Source organism: Massilia aurea (assembly GCF_040790145.1).
GTDB lineage: Bacteria > Pseudomonadota > Gammaproteobacteria > Burkholderiales > Burkholderiaceae_D > Telluria > Telluria aurea_C.
Genome location: NZ_JBFMMP010000003.1, coordinates 135,524 through 155,332, shown reverse-complemented (window position 1 = coordinate 155,332; position 19,809 = coordinate 135,524). Strand labels below are relative to the sequence as shown.

At 63.3% G+C, this 19,809-nt stretch carries 12 protein-coding genes and 2 tRNA genes; 9 read left to right on the top strand and 5 right to left on the bottom strand.

All coding sequences use genetic code 11. The features are described 5' to 3' along the window. Positions 1 to 31 precede the first annotated feature (31 nt). The 3 genes from AB2N08_RS07310 to AB2N08_RS07300 all read left to right on the top strand — a co-directional run bounded on the left by AB2N08_RS07310 (position 32) and on the right by AB2N08_RS07300 (position 4,663). Positions 32 to 2,101, top strand: coding sequence for a UvrD-helicase domain-containing protein (locus AB2N08_RS07310; RefSeq protein WP_367609974.1), 2,070 nt, complete (start codon positions 32 to 34; stop codon positions 2,099 to 2,101). 163 nt (positions 2,102 to 2,264) lie between these two features. Beyond that, positions 2,265 to 4,397: a DUF4214 domain-containing protein gene (locus AB2N08_RS07305; protein WP_367609973.1), complete on the top strand. Its 2,133-nt coding sequence runs from the start codon at positions 2,265 to 2,267 to the stop codon at positions 4,395 to 4,397. Between the two features lie 62 nt (positions 4,398 to 4,459). Beyond that, positions 4,460 to 4,663: a SlyX family protein gene (locus AB2N08_RS07300; RefSeq protein WP_183555154.1), complete on the top strand. Its 204-nt coding sequence runs from the start codon at positions 4,460 to 4,462 to the stop codon at positions 4,661 to 4,663. 3 nt (positions 4,664 to 4,666) lie between these two features. Here the strand turns inward: AB2N08_RS07300 and AB2N08_RS07295 are convergent, their stop codons facing one another. Further along, entirely contained in the window at positions 4,667 to 5,956 is a 1,290-nt protein-coding gene (locus AB2N08_RS07295) for a GMC family oxidoreductase N-terminal domain-containing protein (protein ID WP_367609972.1), read from the bottom strand. 191 nt (positions 5,957 to 6,147) lie between these two features. Here AB2N08_RS07295 and AB2N08_RS07290 point away from each other — a divergent pair, with 191 nt between their 5' ends. From AB2N08_RS07290 to AB2N08_RS07275, 4 genes are all read left to right on the top strand, one after another. Then, positions 6,148 to 8,271, top strand: coding sequence for a M3 family metallopeptidase (locus tag AB2N08_RS07290; RefSeq protein WP_367609971.1), 2,124 nt, complete (start codon positions 6,148 to 6,150; stop codon positions 8,269 to 8,271). Positions 8,272 to 8,342: 71 nt separating this feature from the next. Then, on the top strand, positions 8,343 to 10,502 hold the full coding sequence (locus tag AB2N08_RS07285) for a M3 family metallopeptidase (protein ID WP_367609970.1): 2,160 nt from the start codon (positions 8,343 to 8,345) through the stop codon (positions 10,500 to 10,502). 228 nt (positions 10,503 to 10,730) lie between these two features. Beyond that, entirely contained in the window at positions 10,731 to 11,015 is a 285-nt protein-coding gene (locus tag AB2N08_RS07280) for a DUF4404 family protein (protein WP_367609969.1), read from the top strand. Between the two features lie 92 nt (positions 11,016 to 11,107). After that, entirely contained in the window at positions 11,108 to 13,387 is a 2,280-nt protein-coding gene (locus AB2N08_RS07275) for a YgiQ family radical SAM protein (protein ID WP_367609968.1), read from the top strand. Between the two features lie 212 nt (positions 13,388 to 13,599). Here the strand turns inward: AB2N08_RS07275 and AB2N08_RS07270 are convergent, their stop codons facing one another. Beyond that, positions 13,600 to 14,796 (bottom strand): AI-2E family transporter, encoded by a 1,197-nt coding sequence (locus tag AB2N08_RS07270; RefSeq protein WP_367609967.1) that lies wholly within the window; start codon positions 14,794 to 14,796, stop codon positions 13,600 to 13,602. Next, the gene (locus tag AB2N08_RS07265; protein WP_221290483.1) at positions 14,793 to 15,278 is read right to left on the bottom strand and encodes a cyclic nucleotide-binding domain-containing protein; all 486 of its coding nucleotides are present in this window, start codon (positions 15,276 to 15,278) and stop codon (positions 14,793 to 14,795) included. The genes AB2N08_RS07270 and AB2N08_RS07265 overlap by 4 nt, the downstream gene beginning before the upstream one ends. A gap of 247 nt (positions 15,279 to 15,525) precedes the next feature. Between AB2N08_RS07265 and AB2N08_RS07260 the strand changes: the two genes are divergently transcribed. Further along, positions 15,526 to 16,677: a GGDEF domain-containing protein gene (locus AB2N08_RS07260; RefSeq protein ID WP_367609966.1), complete on the top strand. Its 1,152-nt coding sequence runs from the start codon at positions 15,526 to 15,528 to the stop codon at positions 16,675 to 16,677. A gap of 115 nt (positions 16,678 to 16,792) precedes the next feature. On the opposite strand, the gene AB2N08_RS07255 is transcribed toward AB2N08_RS07260, so the two are convergent. Together AB2N08_RS07255 and AB2N08_RS07250 are read right to left on the bottom strand one after the other, a co-directional pair. Continuing rightward, a tRNA-Asp gene (locus AB2N08_RS07255) sits at positions 16,793 to 16,869 on the bottom strand. A 40-nt stretch (positions 16,870 to 16,909) separates the two neighbouring features. Continuing rightward, positions 16,910 to 16,985, bottom strand: a tRNA-Val gene (locus AB2N08_RS07250). Positions 16,986 to 17,361: 376 nt separating this feature from the next. On the opposite strand from AB2N08_RS07250, the gene AB2N08_RS07245 reads away from it, so the two are divergent. Then, entirely contained in the window at positions 17,362 to 19,599 is a 2,238-nt protein-coding gene (locus AB2N08_RS07245; protein ID WP_367609965.1) for a TonB-dependent receptor, read from the top strand. Positions 19,600 to 19,809: the final 210 nt, after the last annotated feature.

The window sequence follows — 19,809 nt, the reverse complement described above, 5'->3', positions numbered from 1 at the left end:
AATCGTTCCCCGTCCCACCGAAAACTTTCCCATGTCCAACGCACCAAAGTTCGGCCTTAACGGGCCGCAGAGCGAAGCCGCGCTGTATCTCGACGGCCCTTGCCTGGTGCTCGCTGGCGCCGGGTCCGGCAAGACGCGCGTGATCACGCAAAAGATCGCCTACATGATCGAGCACTGCGGCTACGACCCGCGCACCATTGCCGCGCTGACATTCACCAACAAGGCGGCGCTCGAGATGCAGGAGCGCATCGCCAAGCTGCTCAAGCAACCGAAGCAGGCCAAGCAATTGACCGTGTCGACCTTCCATTCGCTGGGCGTGCGCATCCTGCGCCAGGAGGCGGCCGGGGTGGGGCTGAAGGACAAGTTTTCGATCATGGACAGCGACGACTGCTACACCATCGTGTCCGACCTGGCGCTGAGCACCGATAAACAGGAAATCCGGCGCATCCAGAACACGATTTCGCTGTGGAAGAATGGCCTGGTGGACCCGGACGACGCCATCAAGGCGGCGCGCGATGAAGACGAAGCCCAGGCCGGGCGCGTGTACCGCAGCTATGTGGCCACGCTGCAGGCCTATCAGGCGGTGGATTTCGATGACCTGATCCGGTTGCCGGTGGAACTGTTCCGCAACAACGAGCCGATTCGCGACCGCTGGCAGCGCCGCCTGCGCTACCTGTTGATGGACGAATACCAGGACACCAATACCTGCCAGTACGAGCTGGTCAAGCTGCTGGTGACGGGCCTGGGCAAGAAGCCGATGTTTACGGCCGTGGGCGACGACGACCAGGCGATCTATGCCTGGCGCGGCGCCTCGGTCGAGAACCTCAAAACGCTGCAGGTCGATTTCCCCGATCTGCGTGTGATCAAGCTGGAACAGAACTACCGCTCCACCACCCGCATCCTGCAGGCGGCCAATGCGGTCATCGGCAACAACCCGAAGATCTTCGAGAAGTCGCTGTGGTCCGAACACGGCCTGGGCGAGCCGATCAAGGTGATGGGCATGCAGAACGACGACCAGGAAGCGGACCAGATCGCGATCCTGATTTCGTCCGAACACTTTCAGCGCAAGAATAACTGGTCCGACTTTGCGATTTTGTACCGCGGCAACCACCAGGCGCGCGTGATGGAGCAGGCGCTGCGCAAGGAGCGCATCCCGTACACGATGTCGGGTGGCCAGAGCTTTTTCGACAAGGCCGAGATCAAGGACATCATTGCCTACCTGCGCCTGATCGCCAACCAGGACGACGACCCGGCCTTCATCCGCGCCATCACGACGCCCAAGCGCGGCGTCGGCATGGCCACGCTGGAAGTGCTGGGCGAGTTCTCGAAGCAGTGGAATTGCTCGCTGTTCGAGGCGGCGCGCAAGGGCGGCATCGAAGCCAAGCTGGCCGAGCGGCAACTGGGCTCGGTGCGCAATTTTTGCCAGTTCATCAGCGAGCTGGAAGACCGCGCGACCCGGCCCGGTCCGCTGGGCGCGGGCGACCATGCCGCCGAGGTGCTCGACGACATGATGAAGGAAATGAATTACGAGCATTACCTGTACGAGGGCTTCGATGACCGCGCGGCCCAGGCCAAGTGGCAGAACGTGCTGGAATTTACCAACTGGCTGAAAGACCGCGGCCGTGGCGGGCGCGACCGTGATGGCGAAGAAAAGAACCTGCTGGAACTGACGCAGATGGTTGCGCTGATGTCGATGCTCGAAGGCCAGGACGAAGAGCAGGATGCGGTGCGCATGTCGACCCTGCACGCGTCGAAAGGACTGGAGTATCCGCACGTGTACCTGGTTGGCGTGGAAGAGGGCATCCTGCCGCACAAGGGCGATCCGGATGCATCCATCGAAACCATTTCGGCGCGCATCCAGGAAGAACGACGCCTGATGTACGTAGGCATCACGCGTGCCCAGCGCACGCTGCACGTGAGCTGGTGCAAGCGCCGGAAGCGTGCGGGCGAGCTGGTCAATTGCGATCCGTCGCGCTTCATCAAGGAAATGGCACTGGACGTTGGCGAAGCGGCGCCGATGGAATCGGAAATACTTAGTCCTAAGGAAAGGTTGGCCAATCTAAAAGCGTTATTGGCAACGCCAAAGCCTGTTCCGGAGTAAACCGTTGCGTGCAAGCCTTGATGGATTGCCAAGATGTGCGCACGATTGAAAAGCCATTTGACTTCAAGTGTCGGGCAAGAAATACTTGCCGGGATAAGATTTGATATCTAAATTTCCACGGCAATTACCTTGCTGCAACGCTGCGATACTCTCCGACTGATTCATGACTACCCCTTCCGACATCACCGTCACCCCGCTTACCGGACTGAACCACATCGATGCCCTGCTGGACAAAGGCCCGGACTGGAACTACCTCAGCAATAACAATGCAAACGTGCTGTTCTATACGTTCTCGACAACCTCGGGCAACGAAAGCAGCCGGAGTGGCCAGGAAACGTTCAGCGCATCCCAGCAAGCAGCTGCCCGCACGGCGTTCAGCTATCTGCAGCAAGTGACGGGCATCGTGTTCCAGGAAACGGCGTCGGGCACCGGCGCGCAGTTCCACCTGGCCAACCTGAACCTCGACGGCGCCTATACAACCGGCCTGAACAGCTGGCTGTCGTCGCGCAGCGGCACCGATACCACCGTGACCTCGTACACCGCCAACGCCTATGTGTACCTGGACAATGCCGAGTGGCGCGCGATGACGCAGAACCTGACGGTCGGCAGCCAGGGCTATGAAACCCTGCTGCACGAGCTGGGCCACGCGCTCGGCCTGAAGCACCCGTTCACCGAGCCCGGTGACGAAGGACTGGCCGTGCTGCCTGGTAGCGAAGACAACACGAGCAATACCCTGATGTCGTATGACTCCGTCGGCGGCTGGCACAGCACCTACAGTCCCTACGACATCGCCGCGCTGAACTGGTTGTATGGCGGCGATGGCCTGCGTGGCGACCTCGGCATCAACAGCACGACCGGCGCACGCTATCTCACGGGCAGCTTCAAGGACGATGTCCTGAACGGCACCCAATTCGACGACAAATTGCAAGGCAACGGGGGGAACGACATGATCGACGGCGGAGCAGGAACGGATACCGTGATATTCAGTGGCAATCGCGGCGCGTATGCGTTCACCACGCTGGCCGATGGTTCGCTGGCGGTCTCGGGCGCCGATGGCACCGATACCCTGCGCAATATCGAATTGCTGCAGTTTGCCGACATGCGCGTCGAGCGCGCCAGTGTGACGGGCGATAATGTCGCGCCAGCGGCGCCGGTGATGGCGGTGACGCAGAATGGTTACCTGTATGCGCGCGGCAGCCAGCCGACCATGAACGGCACGGCTGAAGCCAATTCGACCGTCAAGGTCTATCTCAACGACCAGGTGATCGCCACCACCACGGCGGACGCCAACGGCCTGTGGAGCGCCCGCTCGAGCGTGGCCCTGGCCGATGGCCTGAACTATCGTGCCTACGCCACCGCCACTGATGCGGCTGGTAACGTGTCGACGGGCAGCAGTGGGGTGACGTTCCACATCGATGCCACCGCGCCGTCGATCCCGACCGTCAATATCGCGCTGCCGCTCGGCGGCAACAAGCCGGTGTTCAATGGCATCGGCGAAGCCGGCACCGCGATCGAACTGTATCGCGACGGCGACTTCACCAAGATCGGCAGCGCCGTGGTTGGCGCGGATGGCACCTGGTCGCTGGCTTCGCAACCACTGCCTAATGGCAACTACAACGTTATCGTGACCTCGCTGGATTTGGCCGGCAATGCCCGCGCCGGACAAGTCACCGCTGCCGTGGTGATCTCGAACACGGGCTACCAGGTCGGCACCGCCAACGCCGACACCATCGTCATGAATCCAGGCAGCACCGCCGTGGACGCCAGTGTCGGTATCGATACCGTGGTGTTTGCCGGCGCACGCGCCGACTTCGCCGTCAAGAAGGAAACCTGGGGCTACTCGGTGACGGGCGCCAATGGTGAGGTCGATGGCCTGTTCAACGTCGAGCGCATCCAGTTCAACGATGGCTGGAAAGCGATCGACGACAACTCGGCCAAGATCTTCCGCCTGTACCAGGCCATCATGGGCCGCGAGTCCGATGAAGGCGGCCTGGGCTTCTGGACCAACCACCTCGATAAAGGCACCCTGCTCACCACGATCGCCGCCGGTTTCATGGAAGCGCCGGAATTCGACACGCTGTACGGCGCCGCGCCAACTGATCAGGAATTCATCTACAAGCTGTACGACAACGTGCTCAATCGCGAGCCCGATGCCGGCGGCCTGCTGTACTGGACTGCGGAAATCGGTCGTCTTGGCCGCGAACAGCTGGTGATCGAGTTCAGCGAAAGCCCGGAAAACCAGGCGCTCGTCATCGAGACGGTCGGCCAGGGTCTGGACTTCATTCCTTACGCCTGATCGCCAAGGCGCGCGGCGCACCCGGCCATGCTGGCATAATGCCGGCTTTACCGGAGTGCGCCGTGGACCAGGAAGAACGTTTCGTCAATCTTGAAATCAAGCTCTCCCAGCAGGAAGATCTGCTCGATGAGCTGAACAAGACCATCTACCGCCAGGAGCGCCGCATCGACGAGCTCGAGGCGATGGTCGGCAAGCTGGCCGACCATTTGCGCTCCCTGCGCGACGCCGGCCAGGCGCCGCTCAACGAACGTCCCCCGCACTATTAAATCTTAACCCTGGCGCGCCAGGTGCTGCCCAAGGCGCTTGCCCAGGCACAGCAGGGTGAGCGACGGCGGCAAGCCCCACGGCTGCGGGATCACCGATGCATCGCACACGTACAGGCCCGGCGTGCGCGTCTGCAGATGCGCATCGACGCCAGCGCCAATGCGCACGCTGCCGCCCGGGTGCGCCGCGAAATGCCAGCTCTTGAACACGTGGTGCGCACCGGCCTCTTGCAGGATCGCGCGCGCCATCCGTTCGCCCGTGCGAAACCGGGCGCGGTCGCCATCGCTCAGACGCTTGTCGGCCCAGCGCGGCCCGATGCGCCCGCCGATGTCATCGCGAATCTTGACCATCACGGAGAGGGTGCGCTGGTGCGCGAACAAGCGGTCGATGCGCCCGACCTGCGCCGCGAAGGCCTGGTACATCGGGCGCGGCAAGGTCAGGTCGGCCAGCGCGATGCCGGCCTGCGGATCGTGCCAGCCGGCCGCCATCGGCACTTCGGCGCCGCCATCGATGTCCGCCACGCTGCCCATCACCGCGACCACGGGATCGCTGAAGAACGGCGCATGGCGCGGTGCCAGGCTTGATGCATGCAGGATGCGCGGGCTGCCGATGCCGCCGCCACTGAGGATCACCAACGGCGCGTGGATCGTCTGCAGCCGGCCACCTTGTAATACCTCGACCCCGCTGGCGCGGCCCCTGTCCAGCAGCACCCGCGCGACACGGCTGCCGGCCGCCAGCGCGGCGCCATGCCCGATCGCCTGCTCGACGAAATCGCGCGCGCTCCACTTGGCGCCGAACGGGCAGCCATAGGTACAGCGCCAGCAGCCGCGTCGGCACAGCGATGGCCGGATCATCTTGTCGAGCTTTTGCCAGTCGATGCCGACAGCGCGGGCCGCCGTCATGATGCGCGTGGCCATTGGCCCGACCAGGGCATCGGGCAGGGGCGCCAGCGGCAATTCGGCGCGCAGTTCGGCCAGGCTTGGGGCCAGGTCAATGCCATACGCGGCGAAGTACGCCGCCGGCGGCGCGGCGGCGGTGGCAAAGTTGACGGCCGAACTGCCGCCCAATGTGGCGCCGCCCACCAGCAGCGAGGCGTCGCGGTGGATGAACGCGCCGCGGCCGGGCACGGCCGCCATCGCCGCCATCTGCGTCACGGTGCCGGCCAATGGCACGGCGCCGCCCTGTTCGAGCATCAGCACGCGGCTGCCGGCGCGCGCCAGTTCACGCGCGACGCTGGCGCCGCCGGGGCCGGTGCCGACCACGATGGCGTCGAAGGAGGGGGAGGGGAAGGTCATGGGAAAACTCGAGGGATGGCTGCCGATGCTAGCACGGCGACCGCGCCGGGGCAGTCAACACGGGGCCCCGGCGTTGATACATTGCGCTACTTTTTAATTGTTACAACGAACATGCAAGCCTGCTATGATCTTTAGCGCACTGCTGTCGAGCACCTCTGACAGCCCCTTCCTCAGTGTTAGCGAAAGACCTCATGATCCGTCCTCAACTGCTCATCGTGGCTGCCAGTGTCGCGCTGGCGTGTTCCGCCATCGCAGCGCCTGCCGCACCCGTCCTCGACGCCTCCAACCCGTTCGCCAAGCCAAGCAGCCTGCCGCTGCAATACCCGGCGTTCGACAAGATCAAGGACGCGCACTATCTGCCCGCGTTCGCTGCCGGCATGCGCGAAGAACTGCGCGAAGTCGAGGCGATTGCGGGCGACAAGGCCGCACCGACGTTCGACAACACGATCGTGGCGCTGGAAAAATCCGGCCAGTTGCTGGCCCGCGTAAACGCGACCTTCGGCAATCTGCACGGCGCCAATACCAACGACACGCTGGATGCGGTCGATCGCGAGATGTCGCCCAAGCTGGCGGCGCACTCCGATGCGATCCACCTGAACGCCAAGCTGTTCGCGCGCGTGAAAACGCTGCACGACAAGCGCGCCTCGCTGGGCCTGGACGCCGAATCGACGCACCTGCTCGAGCGCTACTACAAGGAATTCGTGCGCGCCGGCGCCAACCTGTCGGCCGCCAACCAGGCCAAGCTGAAGGCCTATAACGGCGAGATCGCCTCGCTGCAGTCGGACTTTTCACAGCGCGTGCTCAAGGGCGCGAACGCTGCCGCCCTGATCGTCGACACCCGCGCCGAACTGGCCGGTCTCTCCGACGCCCAGATCAACGCCGCCGCTGCCGAAGCAGACAAGCGCGGCCTGAAGGGCAAGTTCGCGATCCCGATCGTCAACACCTCGATCCAGCCAGGCCTGTCGGTGTTGACGGTGCGCGCCACGCGCGAGCGCCTGATGAAAGCCTCGCTCGAGCGCGGCACCAAGGGCGGCCAGTTCGACACCACCAAGCAGGTGCTGCGCCTGGCCAAGCTGCGCGCCGAACGCGCCGTGCTGCTCGGTTACCCGAACTACGCGGCCTACTCGCAAGAGATGGAAACCGCGCGCAATCCGGCCGCCGTCAACAAGCTGCTGGGCGACCTGGCCAAGCCGGCCGTGAACAACGCCAAGAAGGAAGCAGTCGAGATCCAGGCCGCGATCAATAAAGACGGTGGCAAATTCGAGCTGGCAAGCTGGGACTGGCCGCTGTACGCCGACAAGGTGCGCGCCGAGAAATTCAACTTCGACGACAGCCAGCTGCGCCCGTACTTCGAACTGAACCGCGTGCTGGTCGATGGCGTGTTCTTTGCCGCGACCAAGGAATACGGCATCACGTTCAAGGAGCGCAAGGACCTGCCGACGTATAACGAAGACGTGCGCACTTTCGACGTGTACGACGTCGACGGCAAGCTGCTGACGATCTTCATCTTCGACCCTTACGCACGCGGCAACAAGCAGGGCGGCGCCTGGATGAACGAGTACGTCTCGCAATCGCACCTGCTGAACCAGAAGCCGGTCATCGGCAACCACCTGAACATTCCAAAGCCGCCAGCGGGCGAACCGACCCTGCTGACGTACGACGAAGTGGTGACCACGTTCCACGAGTTCGGCCACGCGCTGCATGGCATGTTCTCGGATGTGAAGTACCCGAAATTCTCGGGCACGAACGTGCCGCGCGACTTCGTCGAGTATCCGTCGCAGGTCAACGAGATGTGGGTCACCTGGCCCGAGGTCCTTTCCAACTACGCCAGGCATTACAAGACCGGCGCGCCGATGCCGAAAGACCTGCTCGACAAGGTCGTCGCCTCGAAGAAGTTTGGCCAGGGTTACGCCACCACCGCCTATCTGGCGGCCGCGCTGCTCGACCAGCGCTGGCACCAGATCACCCCGAGCCAGGTGCCGACCGACGTCTTGTCGTTCGAAGCCAAGGCCCTGCAGGACGCGGGTGTCTCGTACGCCCCGGTGCCGCCGCGCTACCGCAGCGCGTACTTCTCGCACTCGATGGGCGGCGGCTATTCGGCCGGCTACTACGCCTACCTGTGGAGCGAGCGCCTGGACGCCGAGACGGTCAAGTGGTTCACCGAAAGCGGTGGCCTGACGCGCAAGAATGGCGACCATTTCCGCAAGACGCTGCTCTCGCGCGGCGGCACGCAAGAAGCCATGGACCTGTTCCGCAACTTCCGTGGCCGCGATCCGGTCATCGAGCCGCTGCTGGAACGCCGCGGCCTGAACTAAAGCACGCAGGCACGGGCCGGCGCACGACGCCGGCTCGTGCAGTCCCTATCGCCACACTCAGAATCAAGAACATGAAACGTACCCATTTCCTGCTGGCCGCCGCGGTCAGCGCAGCCCTCGTCAACGTCGCAGTCGCCGCACCGGCGCCAGCGACTGCCGCACCGGTCACCGCCGCTGCACCATTCGACGCGAGCAACCCGTTCGCCAAAGAGAGCACCCTGCAATACAACTACCCGGCCTGGGACAAGATCAAGGACGAGCACTTCGCCCCGGCCTATGCCGAAGCGATGCGCCTGCACGCCCTGGAGATCGACAAGATCGCCAACAACAAGGCCGCGCCGACGTTCGAGAACACCATCGTCGCCATGGAACGCGCCGGCCGCATGCTGAACCGCGTGAGCAGCGCCTTCGGCACGCTGTCGGGGTCCTACACCAACGACACGCTGATCGCGCTCGGTCGCGACATGGCGCCGAAGCTGTCGCAGCACGGCGACGCTATCCGCCTGAACGGCAAGCTGTATGCGCGTATCAAGGCCCTGTACGACAAGCGCGCCAGCCTGAAGCTCGACAGCGAATCGGCCTACCTGCTCGACCGCTACAACAACGATTTCGAGCGCTCGGGCGCCAAGCTGTCGAACGCCGACAAGGAAAAGCTGAAAGCCTTCAACAGCCAGCTGGCCGCCCTGCAGACCAAGTTCGCGCAAGACACGCTGAAGGAAGCCAATGCTTCGGCGCTGGTGGTCGATTCGCGCGCCGAACTGGCGGGCATGAGCGAAAAGGCGATCGATGCTGCCGCCGCCGAAGGTAAAAAGCGCGGCCTGGATGGCAAGTTCGTCCTGCCGGTGGTGAACACCACCCAGCAGGCATCGCTGTCGGTACTGACCAACCGCGCCACCCGCGAAAAACTGCTGGCCGCATCGCTGGCGCGTGGCAGCCGCGGTGGACAATTCGACACCCGCGACACCGTGCTGCAGATCGCCAAGCTGCGCGCCGAACGCGCCGTGCTGCTGGGCTTCCCGAACCACGCCGCCTACAACCTGGAAGAGCAGACCGCCAAGACCACCGGCGCCGTCAACAGCCTGCTGGCCGAACTGGCCACGCCTGCCGTGAACAACGCGAAGAAGGAAGCGGCCGACATCCAGAAAGTGATCGACGCGGAGAAAGGTGGTTTCAAGGCCGCCGCGCATGACTGGAGCTTCTACAGCGACAAGGTGCGCGCCGAGCGTTACGCGTTCGATGCCAGCCAGCTGCGCCCGTACTTTGAGCTGAACCGCGTGCTGGTCGACGGCGTCTTCTTCGCCGCCACCAAGGAATTCGGCATCACCTTCAAGGAACGCAAGGACCTGCCGGGTTACAACGAAGACGTGCGCGTGTTCGACGTGTTCGACGTCGACGGCAAGCAACTGGCGATCTTCACGCTCGATCCGTACGCCCGCTCGAACAAGCGTGGCGGCGCCTGGGCCAATGCCTGGGTCGGCCAAAGCAAGCTGCTCGGCACCAAGCCTGTCATCGCGAACAACCTGAACGTGCCGAAGCCGGCCGCCGGCGAGCCGACGCTGCTGACGTACGACGAAGTGCGCACCACGTTCCACGAATTCGGCCATGCGCTGCACGGCATGTTCTCGGATGTGCAGTACCCGCGCTTCTCGGGTTCGCGCGTGCCGCGTGACTACGTCGAGTTCCCGTCGCAGGTCAACGAGATGTGGATGGCCTGGCCCGAGGTCCTTTCCAACTACGCCAGGCATTACCAGACCGGCGAGCCGATGCCGAAGGAACTGCTCGACAAGGTGCAGGCCTCGTCGCAGTTCAACGAAGGCTTCCGCACGACCGAGTACCTGGCCGCCGCGCTGCTGGACCAGGCCTGGCACCAGCTGTCGCCGAACCAGATCCCGACGGACGTCCTGGCATTCGAAGCGCAGGCGTTGAAAACGGCCGGCGTTGACTTCGCCCTGGTGCCGCCGCGTTATCGCAGCACGTACTTCTCGCACACGTTCTCGGGCGGATACTCGGCCGGTTACTACGGCTACCTGTGGGCAGAGAAGCTCGACGCCGATACCGTTGAGTGGTTCAAGGCCAACGGCGGCCTGACGCGCAAGAACGGCGACCATTTCCGCAAGACGCTGCTGTCGCGCGGCGGTACGCTGGATGCAATGCAGATGTTCCGTAACTTCCGTGGCAAGGATGCGGATATCAAGCCGCTGCTGGAGCGTCGTGGTTTGACGGGGAACTGATAGCGTCGCGGGGTTGCGAAGTAACTTGGGCTCCCGCCTTCGCGGGAGCGACGTTGTCTTAGTGCGGTGGGAGGGTAGGGGACTACTCTTTAGCCAGAATACTAAGCACGTCGCTCCCGCGCAGGCGGGAGCCCAAGTTCGTATGCACACCACCACCCCCGCACAGCCGTGTTATCCCTCCCGCCCCCCATGCCTTACAATGAAATCGACCAATCCACGGAGACGACGATGCAACCCGAATACGATGCCGATCTGAAGGCACGCCTGAAAGCCCTGCACCGCGAACTGCAAGAAACCGGTGAGACCGACGTCGAACTGGAAACGCTGCTGCGCCAGCTCGATGGCGACATCGAAAAAGTCCTCGACCGCCGCGCCGAGCAAGAGCTCGATGCGAATACCTATGGCCTCGGCTCGCGTACGCAAGAACTGGCAGCACGCTTCGCCGCCCGCCACCCGCGCGTCGAGCACGGCCTGCGCGAACTCGGTCAGATCCTGTCGAACATGGGCATTTGATTGTAGGCGTAATAGCCACAAGTCATTGATTTTAAGCCATTTTTCGGGGCCTTCCATGCTCCGCAAATGGTTTTCCGGTACAATGCCGGCAAATGAGCTCCCCTTCCAATCTCTTCGCGACGGTCGCCAAGCGCTCCAGCCGCGCCCCGACCGCACCCTTCCTTCCGATGTCACGCGCCGAAATGGACGTGCTCGGCTGGGATACCTGCGACATCATCCTGATCACGGGCGACGCCTATATCGACCACCCGAGCTTCGGCATGGCGCTGGTCGGCCGGCTGCTCGAGGCGCAGGGGTACCGGGTCGGCATCATCAGCCAGCCCGACTGGACGTCGGTCGAGCCGTTCCGTGCACTGGGCAAGCCGAACCTGTATTGGGGCGTCACCGCCGGCAATATGGATTCGATGGTCAACCGCTACACGGCCGACCGCAAGATCCGCTCCGACGACGCTTACACGCCGGAAGGCGCGCCCAATAAACGCCCCGACCGCGCCGTGACCGTGTACTGCCAGCGCGCCCGTGAAGCGTTTCCGGGCGTGCCGGTGATTGCCGGCAGCATCGAGGCCTCGCTGCGTCGCATCGCCCATTACGATTACTGGTCGGATAAAGTGCGCCGCTCGGTGCTGTTCGAGTCGAAGGCCGACCTGCTCATCTTCGGCAATGCCGAGCGCGCGCTGGTCGATTTCACGCGCCGCATCGCCGCCGGCGAAAACGTCAAGACCATCCGCGACCTGCGCGGCACGGCGTTCCTCGTGCCGCTGGGCTGGCTGCCGGACGAAGAATGGTCGGTGCACAACTCCACTCGCGTGGACGTGCCCGGCCGCATCGACAAGCAGCCGAATCCGTATGCGATGGCGCTGGAAGACCCGAAAGCCTGCGCGCTCGACAACGCCGCGCCGGAACCCGAGGTCAAGCCGATCATGATCATGACGCGCGAGCAGCGCCAGGCCGCGGCCCGCGAAAAAGCGGCCAAGACCGTGGTGCGCCTGCCGAGCTTTGAAACGGTCAGCGTCGATCCGGTGATGTATGCGCACACCTCGCGCGTGTTCCACCTCGAGTCGAACCCGGGCAATGCGCGCGCGCTGGTGCAGGCGCACGGCGACCGCGACGTCTGGCTCAATCCGCCGCCGCTGCCGCTGGCGATGGACGAGATGGACAATGTCTACGACATGGCCTACGCCCGCGCGCCGCACCCGAGCTACGGCAAGGCCCACATCCCGGCCTGGGAAATGATCCGCTACTCGGTCAACATCATGCGCGGCTGCTTCGGCGGCTGCACCTTCTGCTCGATCACCGAGCACGAAGGGCGCATCATCCAGAGCCGCTCCGAGCCGTCGATCCTGCGCGAGATCGAACTGATCCGCGACACGACCAAGAACTTCGCCGGCACCATCACCGACCTCGGCGGCCCGACCGCGAACATGTACCGCCTGGCGTGCAAGGAAAAAACGATCGAAGAGAGCTGCCGCCGCCTGTCGTGCGTGTACCCGACCATCTGCAGCAACCTCGGCACCGACCACAGCAAGCTGATCTCGCTGTACCGCAAGGCGCGCGCGATCCCGGGCATCAAGAAGATCCTGATCGGTTCCGGCCTGCGCTACGACCTGGCCGTGCGCTCGCCCGAGTACGTCAAGGAGCTGGTCACCCACCACGTGGGCGGCCTCTTGAAAATTGCGCCGGAGCATACCGAAGCGGGCACGCTGTCGAAGATGATGAAGCCGGGCATTGGCGCGTATGACGAGTTCAAGCGCATGTTCGACAAGTACTCGCTCGAAGCCGGCAAGAAGCAATACCTGATCCCGTACTTCATCGCCGCCCACCCGGGCTCGACTGACGAAGACATGCTGAACCTGGCGCTATGGCTCAAGAAGAACAACTTCAAGCTCGACCAGGTGCAGACCTTCACGCCGACGCCGATGGCGATGGCAACGACGATGTACCACTCGCGCCGCAATCCGCTGGCGAAGGTGACCGAGGATTCGGAAATCGTCGAAACCGCCAAGAGCGGCAAGACGCGCAAGCTGCACAAGGCGTTCCTGCGCTATTACGATCCGCAGAACTGGCCGATCCTGCGCGAAGGCCTGTACCGCATGGGCCGCGGTGACCTGATCGGTAATACCGACCGGCACCTGATCCCGGCCGTGGGTGGCGAGATGGCCACCGGCTCGCTGCGTGAAGAGCGCCGTGGGCCAGGCATGGCGCCGAAAGGGCGTGCGACCGACGGTACGCCGAAGCGCGCCATCGGCGCTGGCGCGCCACGTGGCCGCAACGAGCGCACGCCGGCGACCACGCCATTCATGGCGCCGCCGTCGAAGGTCAAGCCGTCGATCCTGTCGACCATCAAGGCCAAGCCGAAGACGGTGCGCAAGTAAGCGGTGTGAAACCGAGCGGAGTCGCTCAAGTTCGTCGCGCAATCAGCGCTAAATACGTCGTTCCCGCGGAGGCGGGAACCTGAGTTTGCTTGTTATGCCATAGACGTCAAACCAGGTGGCAACGCATCGAACTTGGATTCCCGCCTCCGCGGGAATGACGTTTTTACGCTAGCGGGGCAATCAAGCCTGCGTGACTGGCATTCGTCGCAGGGCTATTGCGGCTTCTTCAGATTGGCATTCGGCGTCGGCGCCCCGCGCCGCTCGCGCGCAATATCCAGGTCCATGCTTGCCTGCCTCGTGCGCAGCGCTTTTGCATACCGGTGCCGCGCCCGCAAGCGCGGATGCGTGACCAGCACGCCGAGCGTCTCGCCGATCACCATCACCACACCCAGCAGCGGCAGCACCAGCATCAGCCCCACCACCCCCGCCAGCATGCCGCCGACAAAGATCATCAGCACAGTCACCAGCGGATGAATATGCAGGCTGCGCCCCAGCGTGGCCGGCATGAACAGAAAATCATCCAGCAGGCGCACCAGCACGAACACGCCAATGGCGCCGTAGGCCATCAGCGGATTGCCCGGCGCATCGGTGGAGGCCACGATGACCACCAGCGCGCAACCGGCAATCGAGCCGACGAACGGCACCCAGGCCAGCACCGCCGAGATCAGGCCCAGCAGCAGGGGCGACGAGACGCCGATGATCCACAGCCCCAGCGCCAGCACGATCGTGTCGAGCACGGTCAGCTTGAGCAGCCCTTCGAAGTAGCGGCGCGCCGTCTGGTCGACTTCGTGCAGCAGGTACAGGGCCGGCTCGAAGTAGGCGTTGGGCACCGCGCGCGCCAGGAACTTTTTGAAACGCACGCCGTCGCGCAGCAGGAAGAAACTGAGGAACGGCGCCAGGAACAGCGACGGCACCCAGGTGACGATGCCGACCACGATGTCGCCCAGGTGGTTCTGCGCGAAGTCGTTGGTGTAATCGGTGAACGCGCGGTTGACGATCGAGGTCAGGCGCATCTCGGCCAGCAGCGGGAATTTCGCTTCCAGCAATCCCATCGAGTTGCGCACGAAGGCCACGCCACCGTCGAGGTACAGGCTGATCGTCGCTTCCCACGAGTCTTCTTCGGGGCCGTCGCCCCAGGTCATGGCCGCTGTCAGCGCCAGCGCGGTCAGCGCGAAGAACAACGCGATCATCCACAGCGCGGCGGCGTTGCGGCCAAAGCCGGCGCGCACCATGCGCTGCATCGGCCCCAGCAGGATGTAATACAGGACCGCGCCGAAGATGAAGGGCAGGGCGAGCCACAGCAGCTTCTGCACCACCAGCAGCAGCAGGCAGGTGCCGCCGATGATGCCGGTCCAGACGACCGGGCCGGCGCGCTCGGGACCGTGGGCGGCGTCGAGGTGGGTGCTCACAGCGCTTCCAGCTGCGGCCGGCCGGTGCCCATCCATTCACGCAGGCGCAGGCCAATGTGGCGCGCCAGCGCCAGCGAGATCTTGTAGCCGATGACGGCGTCGGTTTCCATCAGGCCCAAGAAGTCGGCGCGGAAGAACACGGCCACTTCGCACGGTTCGAGCGCGCGCGCCTGGGCATTGCGGGGCGAGTTGTCAAGCAGCGCCAGGTCGCCGAAGAAGCCGCCCGGTTCGAGCTCGGCCACGACTTGCGTCATGCCTTCGTGCAGGCGGCTGATGCGCACCCGGCCGCTCATCAGGAGATACAGCGCCTGACCCTCTTCGCCCTCGTCGAACATGATTTCGTCTTTCAGGTAGCGGCGCTCGTGCAGCAAGCCATCGACGATCTTCAGTTCCAGCGGCGTGAGCGCCGCAAACAGCGATGAACTCTTGAGCCGGTGCAGACGCGGCGACATGCGGGGCGGTTTGAGAAAACGAAAAATCAAGGAGTGCTCCAGGGTGGTGCGGTGTGTTGTTTTTTGATTATCCGCGATCGGATGCTGCCATGCATCAAAAAGCGTCGCGTGCGCAAGCCGGTGTGGTGGCCTGTCCATACCTTCTGCAAGCGTGCGCTCGCCTGACGTGAAAAACGTGTAACATTGATTCTTTAAGGCAATATATATTATTGTTTTTGAAACCTTCGCCAATGGTGTCGCGCGAGGCGGGCCACCAGTGCCTTATCAAGGACAGGCAGTGATCGATATACAGACTTTTCTTCTTGCACTCGGCATTGGCAACGTTGGTTTCGCGATCCTGATGGCGGGATACACCCACGGCGCCGCGCCGAGTGCCGGGCTGCGCCTGTGGATGTGGGCGCGGCTCGGCATCGGCGTAAGCCAGCTGATCGGCTGGGCGCGTCCCATGCTGGGCTTGCCGCTGGTGGCAGGCGTGGAAGGCGTCAGCTGGATCCTGGCGATGTCGCTCGAGATGGCCGCGTATTGTGTCTTCTTCGGCTTCCCGCGCTGGGGGCGGGTGCTGCTGCCAATTACGCTGCTGTCTTCGGCCATCGTGCTGGCGGCCGCACATGGCGGGGCCAATCATATCCAGCTCAGTGCGCTCGTGGGCGCTGTCGTGGCGCTGTTCGCCATGGCCATGGCGTGGGCGCTGCTGCGCCGGCGCAGCGCCTCGCTGCTGCAGCGGATTATCGGCATCAACGACGCCCTGTTCGCGGCCGCCGTCGTCATCTGGGTCGCTTCGGTATGGCTGGGCAAGGGACCGCTTGACCACAGCGGCGCCCAGCAGGCGGCGTACCTGGCCGGCTACATGCTCATGATCGTCAACGGCTTCGGCTTCCTGTTGCTGTGCAAGCAGAAGGACGATACGCACATGGCCAAGCTGGCCGCGACCGATTCTCTCACCGGCCTGTACAACCGGCACGCATTTCTCGTCCGTGCCGACGGTGCGCGCGTGGTGGCGCAGCGCCAGCGCACCGGCCTGGGCCTGTTGATGATCGACATCGACCATTTCAAGCAGATCAATGACCGGTGGGGCCATGCCACCGGCGACGAAGCATTGGTCGTGTTCGCCCGCACTGCGCGCGGCATCGTGCGCGACCATGAAACAATCGGCCGCCTGGGCGGCGAAGAGTTCGCGCTGCTGCTGCCGGGCGCCGACCTTGATGAGGCGGTGCAGGCCGCCGAGCGCCTGCGCCTGGCGATTCGCGAAGCAACCATCGTCACCAGCGGCCCGAGCTACCGGATGACGGTCAGCATCGGCGTGGTGGTGCTCGATCCGCACGAGGACCTGGGCGGGGCGATGGCGCGTGCCGACCATGCGCTGTATGCGGCCAAGCGCGCGGGACGGGATCGGGTTGAAATCGGGGAATTGGTGCGCAAGCGCGCGTAGGGTCGCGCGGCTACGCCGCCGACGCGGTGATCGTTTGCGGCGAAATCATCCGGCACGAAAACTAAACGCGAAAAAGAAAAAGGGCCCGACGAATCGGACCCTTCTTCAGTGATGCTGGCGGAGCGGACGGGGCTCGAACCCGCGACCCCCGGCGTGACAGGCCGGTATTCTAACCAACTGAACTACCACTCCGTTTTACTAAGATCAGCCTTCGATCCATCGTCGAGATGCTTGGTGGGCGCTGAGAGGCTCGAACTCCCGACCTAATCCGTGTAAGGGATCCGCTCTACCAACTGAGCTAAGCGCCCATCTCGTTGATGTCTACTGACGCTTGTCATTGCGTCGAAGAGGACCGAATTATAGAGGGTGGCTTTCAGGGTCCGCAAGGGATTTTTCGAAAAAATATTGAAAGCGCTATTTTTCTGGTCATCGGACCGGCGCCGGGGTGGGATATCTGCATGTGTTGTAATCATGGCGTCATGGCGGTATTCACTTGCCGAGCCTATAACCATCACGGACAATACCGCCTTTAGCAAGTCGGCAACCTTAAGACATCGGAAAGATGGGCGCCATAGATGCGCGTTGCCGAGGGCGGGATATCACCGCCCGCGCACCCGGCGGGGGAGCGTTTGGAGAATAAGAACGGAGACATCGGTTCTTTTATCATCACCAGGAAAATACTCCATGACCAAGATGTCCAAGATGCACAAGCGCGTCACCTGCTCCCATGGCGCAGCGCTGGCGTTCATCGCCCTGCTGCCGATCGCCCAGGCGGCGGCCCAGACCGCGGCCCCAGCCGAACCGGCACCGGAATCCCTGCAGCTGCAATCGGTCACCGTGACCGCGCAGCGCCGCACCGAGAACATCCGCGACGTGCCGGTGTCGGTGACGGCGCTCAAGGGTGACAAGCTGGACGTGCTGGTCTCGGGCGGCGACGACATCCGTCTGCTGGCCGGTAAAGTGCCGAGCCTGAACGTGGAATCGTCGAACGGCCGTACTTTCCCGCGCTTTTACATCCGCGGCTACGGCAATACCGACTTCAACACCTTTGCCTCGCAGCCGGTCTCGCTCGTGTACGACGACATCGTGCAAGAGAACCCGATTCTCAAGGGCTTCCCGATCTTCGACCTGGCCAGCGTCGAAGTGCTGCGCGGCCCGCAGGGCACGCTGTTCGGCCGTAATACCCCGGCCGGCGTCGTCAAGTTCGAATCCGAAAAGCCACGCCTGAACAGCACCGAAGGCTACTACAACGTCTCGGCCGCTTCGCACTACACCTTCAATGCCGAAGGCGCCGTGAACGTGCCGCTGTCGAGCAATGTGGCGATGCGCGTGTCGGCCGTGGGCCAGCACCGCGACGACTACGTCGACAACTACAGCACCCCGGCCAAGACCACCAAGCGCGGTGAACTCGACGGCTACAACGAACACGCCGAGCGCGTGCAGTTCTTGTACAGCAAAGACGGCTTCAGCGGCCTGCTGGGCTTCCATCAGCGTCAGACCAATGGCAGCGCACGTTTGTTCCGCGCCAACCTGATCAAGAAGGGCAGCAACACCTTCGCCGACGGCACCGATCTGGACCAGATCGTCACCAATGCCCAGAATGACCAGGACCTGAAAACCAACGGCATCAACCTGCGTCTGGAATGGGATCTGGGCAACTACAAGTTCCACTCGATCACTGGTTACGAGCACATCATCGGCTACTCGAGCCGCGGCGACATCGACGGCGGCACGCCGACCGGCCCGGGCTTCATCCCGTTCCAGGTCGAGACCAACGGCTATATCAGCAACCTCGACCAGTACACGCAAGAGTTCCGCCTCGAATCGCAGAACGAAGGCCCGTTCAACTGGCAGACCGGCGTCTACTTCTTCGATGAAGACGTCACCGGCGGCAGCGACAACTTCGACAGCACCACCTACGCGCGCACCTCGCGCCTGGTGTCGACCCAGAAGAACGAAGCCTGGGCTGCGTTTGCCTCGGCCTCGTACAACCTGACCCCGGACTGGACCATCCGCGGCGGCGTGCGCTACACCAAGGACGAGAAAGAGTTCCGCACCATCGAAGCGACCAACGTCGCCCAGATCGGCCCGTCGTCGGTCGAAACGAGCCAGAACAAGGTCAACTGGGATCTGTCGGCTACCTACAAGCTCACGCCTGACGTGAACGTGTACGGCCGCGCTGCAACGGGCTTCCGCGCCCCGAGTATCGCCGCCGCGTCGGCCGCAGTGCCGATCACGGTTGCCGATGCCGAGACCATCAAGTCGGTCGAGCTGGGCATCAAGGCCGACCTGTTCGAACGTCGCGCCCGCACCTCGTTCTCGATCTATGACTACACGATCGAAGACCAGCAGCTGACCGTGGTGGGTGGCAATTCAAACGTCAACCGCCTGATCAACGCCGACAAGACCAAGGGCCGCGGCGCCGAGTTCGACTTTGAAGCGGCGATCAGCACCGCCCTGCGCATGAGCGCCGGCGCGAGCTACAACTACACGCAGATCCGCGATGGCAGCCTGTCGGTCAACAAGTGCGGTTCGTGCACGATCACCGATCCGATCAACGCCGCTGGCCGTGTCGTGATCGATGGTAACGCGCTGCCACAAGCACCGCGCTGGACCTTCAACGCGACTGCCCGCTACGGCGTGCCATTCCGTGACGGCGAGCTGTACTTCTACACCGACTGGTCGTACCGCAGCAAGGTCAACTTCTTCCTGTACGAGTCGACCGAGTTCACCGGTGCACCACTGACCGAAGGCGGCGTGCGTGTCGGCTACATCTTCGGCAACGGCAAGTATGAAGTCGCCGCCTTCGGCCGCAACGTGCTCGACCAGCGTCGTATCACTGGCGCGATCGACTTCAACAACCTGACCGGCTTCACCAACGAGCCGCGCCAGTGGGGCATGCAGTTCAAGGGCAATTTCTAAGCTGTTGATATCAGCCTCGCCAGGGGCTGAAGTTTGACCCGAAGGGCCGCGCTTGCGCGGCCCTTCTTGCATCTGATCACCATCACGTGAATGTTAAATAACAATCTGAGATGTCAACTATTTTGTGAAATAGTCTGTTTTCCGAAGAAAACATGTTTTTGCGCGTGCACGATGTTGAACTGTTGTATGCACGCCGAAAACGCCATGCTT